This window comes from Nocardia sp. NPDC058497, from assembly GCF_042720195.1.
Taxonomy (GTDB): Bacteria; Actinomycetota; Actinomycetes; order Mycobacteriales; family Mycobacteriaceae; genus Nocardia.
In genome coordinates this window covers 1-3,569 of sequence record NZ_JBHXMY010000589.1, presented here as the reverse complement: position 1 = coordinate 3,569, position 3,569 = coordinate 1, and the positions used below count along the sequence as shown (strand labels likewise).

Below are 3,569 nucleotides of genomic sequence, written 5' to 3'. Positions count from 1 at the left end.
GGGACATTGGTCACCTTCCTGGGTACCTGGAAAATCCGACTGCCCTGGTGTCCTCCGAATTCTATGGCCACCTCGCCGAGTCGGCGGGAAACCGCGCGGTGCGGGCCGGAGTTCCGGCACATCACCTATGACGAGCGGGCGCGTGGGGCGACCACCCGCAACGCGAACGGCCGTATCGGGGCTAAGGTGCCCAGCAATCACGGTGCCATCCTGCGCAAGGATTTCCGGGCCATCGCCGACTCGGTGCGCGAAGTCGCGGCACTCGACCAGGCGGGGAAGTAAGGGTAGGAAACGAGCATGACCGCGCTGCTGCACGAACGGTTCGACGAGTTGCGGAATACCTTGCCGCACATTCGGCTCGGTTCCGGGCCGACTCCGGTGCGCGAACTGTCCGGGCTTTCCGAGGGGGCGGCGCGGTTGTGGCTCAAGGACGATGGGGTTTTCGGAGACGGAGGGTGGGGTGGAAACAAGGTCCGCAAGCTCGAATGGCTGATTCCCGATGCGTTGCGGCGGGGACGGCGGACGATCTTCACCGTCGGGGGGCTCGGCACGAATTGGGGACTCGCTACCGCGTTGTACGCGAAGGAATATGGGCTGAAAACGGCGCTGGCGCTGGTCGATCAGCCGGTCGACGAGCATGTGCGCGCTCAGCTCGAGCGGCTCGAAGATAGCGGCGCCGCACTGCATTTCACCCATACGAAGGCGCGCACGATCGCGGCTGTCCCCTATCTTCTCGCGAGGCATTCGGCCGGCGGCAAGCTTCCGTATCTGCTGCCCGCGGGTGGGTCGTCGACGGTCGGCGTGCTCGGCTATGTCGAGGCTGCGCTGGAGTTGGCCGATCAGGTCGCCGCGGGTGTGGTGCCGGAACCGACGCATATCGTCACCGCGATCGGATCGGGTGGGACCGCGGCCGGGCTGCTGCTCGGGCTCGAGCTCGCGGGGCTCTCGACCAGGGTCGTCGGCGTGGTCGTCAATGATCAGCTCCGGCTGGATGCCACTACCTTGCTGCGGTCCGCGCGCCGGACCGAGGCGCTGCTGCGCAAGCGTGGCGCACGCCTGCCGCGGCTCGAGCTCGCGCCCGACCGGCTGCTCCTTGTCGAGGACCAGCTCGGTGCGGGCTACGGTCACCCCACCGAGCAGGGTGAGCGGGCCCGTGCGCTCGCGGCCGACGCGGGCCTGGTCCTCGAACCCGTCTACACCGCGAAGGCGATGGCGGCGACCCTCGCCCTCGACGCCGGCGATGAGCTGGGCAACGGCCCTGTCGTCTTTCTGAACACCAACGGACCCCGCCTTCACCAGCGGTAGCCAGGTACGGCGATGATGCTGCCACGCTGGGACATTGGCGATTGCCATGGCTGCGGGAACGAAGCCGATCGTTCAGGCCGGGCGGTCGAGTGGCCGAGGGGTAGCCACTGTACTCTCCCCGGCTATGACCACGATCACAACTGCGGTACCTGCAGATGACACTGTGCGACCGGCCACGTCGCGCGGAGATCTGCACTTTATTAGCCGGTTGAGTTCGTTCAGACCCCGGCTGGCGCATGCAACGCTGATTGTTACGGGAGTGGTGGCCGTCAGTTCGTTCCAAATGTCCTTCGCTGCTTTACACGACCTATCTACACGCAATCTGGTGCCGCCCGGACTGGCGGCGAATGTGCCGATCGCCATCGACGGCTTGGTCATCGCTTCTATCATCGCCACCGCCGCGTTCCGGCAGTGGAGCGTGGGCTGGTGGTATGCGACCGTGCTGTTCGCCTTCTCGACCTTGATTTCTGTTTCCGGAAATATCCAGTACGCCAACGAGATCGGTGGCGGTGTCGTGGCGATGGCGATCTACGCCGGCATGCCGTTGACGATGCTGTTCGCCGTGCATCTCACGCTGATGCTCTGGGAACGCGGCCGACAGGTCGCGGCTGAATGTAGTACCGAGGCCGCGGAACCAGAGCCGACCGTCGCACCCGTCGAGGTTGAGGTGGAGGTGCCGAAGGTCTACCCGCTCGACAACACCGGGCCACTGTTCACCAGACGGCAGACCACCGGTTTCGGATCGCCGGACTGGCCCACGTCCGTGGATGTCATCGACCGACCCCAGTTCACCACGACCGGCATACGTTTCTGACGATGCACGCCGCTCGACGTTCGCAGTCACCCCACCACCACTCGAGGGAGCAGAAAATGGCGATGACAGTGTGGCAGGACCAAGGTTTGGAACAGTTCCGGGAACTCGCGATCCGATTGGCTTCGATCATCCAGAGCAGCCTGGATCGATCGGGTTCGATGACCCAGCTCACCGAAGCGATCGGCAATTCGGAAGCATTCACCGATCTGATGATCGAATACTCTGGACGCTGGTTCATCGAGACCGGTGGTCGCTCGACCCTGATGGGGCCGGAACTGTTCTGGATGCTGTCCGAGCCGGGACCACGGCGCGTCGCCGCGGCCGGAGCACGCGGTCAGGAAGCATCTGCCGAACCCGAGCTCAGCGGCGGACAACGTGGCCGGAAATTGCTGTTGATCTGCGTTTTCGAAGCACTCGCGCACACCCAGTGGCTGCCCGAGGGTATGGCGGACCATCCGATGACGAACGGAAGCGGAATAGGCTGACCTGCCACCGAGACTCCGCCCACCCCGGAGACGTTCCGGTGACCGTATGTTTCCGGGCTGGGAGGTAGGACCGCTAGGCCGGACCCGGGTGCCCCAGGAATCAGGGGCAATGGTTCCTGTTCGCGGCAGTAACGATCTTGCTGAGTGGGACGACAAAGGTCGTGACAAACGGCCCGTCGGGGGGCCTGCCCACCTGTAGGTCATTCGAACGGGATCAGAATATGAAACTGCGCGAGTTCCTTGCGAAACATCGCATCGCTTCGGCTGTCGCCGCACCGGCGGCGCTCGGTGTCGCGGCCATTGTCGCCGCGTCGTTCGCGGTGACGTCGCAGCCCGCGTCCCCCACCTACCAGCTGACCACCTCGGTCACCGAGTGCCGCGAGATGGTGACCATCTCGGTGGCAGGTCGCAACGACACCCCGGTCGAGGGCACCACGGCGATGCTGCTCGACGCCAACGGCAACCCGCTGCCCGCGGCGCTGTCGGGCGATCACAGCAGCGTGTGGGTCGACCCGGTGGTGAACGCGCCGCGGGACGACCTGGCCGAGGGCCAGTACGCGGCGATCTACATCGCCTACCCGGCCGACATGCGGACCTATGAGGACGCGGTCAACCAGGGCGTCGCCAACACCCAGCAGGTGATGCGCGAGATCTCCGCCGCCTGCCCGGACACCAAGTTCTCCATCGTCGGCTACAGCGAGGGCGCCGACGTGGTGCGCCGCGTCGCCGAGGGCATCGGCAACGACGCACCCGAGGACGGCTACTCGGTCGTCGACCCGGACGACGTGCTCGGCGTGGTGATGTTCGCCGACGCCGGTCGCAAGGCGGGCGACGGCCCGGTCGTGGGGGCGGGGCCGGCCGGCGGCGGCGCGGCGGGCCGCCCCCGGGCCCGGCGCCCGCCCGCGCGGGGGCGCGCGCGGGGCCTGCTCGATCCCGCGCTCGGCATCGAGCCGAAGCTGATCGAA

Annotated in this window: 4 protein-coding genes and 1 pseudogene; all 5 read left to right on the top strand. The window is 66.5% G+C overall.

The features are described from left to right. Nucleotides 1–282 (top strand): annotated as a pseudogene (locus tag ACFWPJ_RS27735) (hypothetical protein); the annotation flags it as partial. 15 nt (nucleotides 283–297) lie between these two features. Beyond that, nucleotides 298–1,305 (top strand): 1-aminocyclopropane-1-carboxylate deaminase/D-cysteine desulfhydrase, encoded by a 1,008-nt coding sequence (locus tag ACFWPJ_RS27730; protein WP_378855672.1) that lies wholly within the window; start codon nucleotides 298–300, stop codon nucleotides 1,303–1,305. 124 nt (nucleotides 1,306–1,429) lie between these two features. Next, nucleotides 1,430–2,119: a DUF2637 domain-containing protein gene (locus tag ACFWPJ_RS27725; RefSeq protein ID WP_378855670.1), complete on the top strand. Its 690-nt coding sequence runs from the start codon at nucleotides 1,430–1,432 to the stop codon at nucleotides 2,117–2,119. A gap of 158 nt (nucleotides 2,120–2,277) precedes the next feature. After that, entirely contained in the window at nucleotides 2,278–2,604 is a 327-nt protein-coding gene (locus ACFWPJ_RS27720; protein ID WP_378855668.1) for a hypothetical protein, read from the top strand. Between the two features lie 221 nt (nucleotides 2,605–2,825). Further along, nucleotides 2,826–3,569: cutinase family protein (locus tag ACFWPJ_RS27715; protein ID WP_378855666.1), on the top strand; the 744-nt coding region annotated here is incomplete at its 3' end.

Excerpts from the sequence above, each read along its gene's own strand:
- ACFWPJ_RS27730 (WP_378855672.1), top strand. The coding sequence starts at position 298 with ATGACCGCGCTGCTGCACGAACGGTTCGACGAGTTGCGGAATACCTTG.
- ACFWPJ_RS27725 (WP_378855670.1), top strand. The coding sequence starts at position 1,430 with ATGACCACGATCACAACTGCGGTACCTGCAGATGACACTGTGCGACCG.
- ACFWPJ_RS27720 (WP_378855668.1), top strand. The coding sequence starts at position 2,278 with ATGACCCAGCTCACCGAAGCGATCGGCAATTCGGAAGCATTCACCGAT.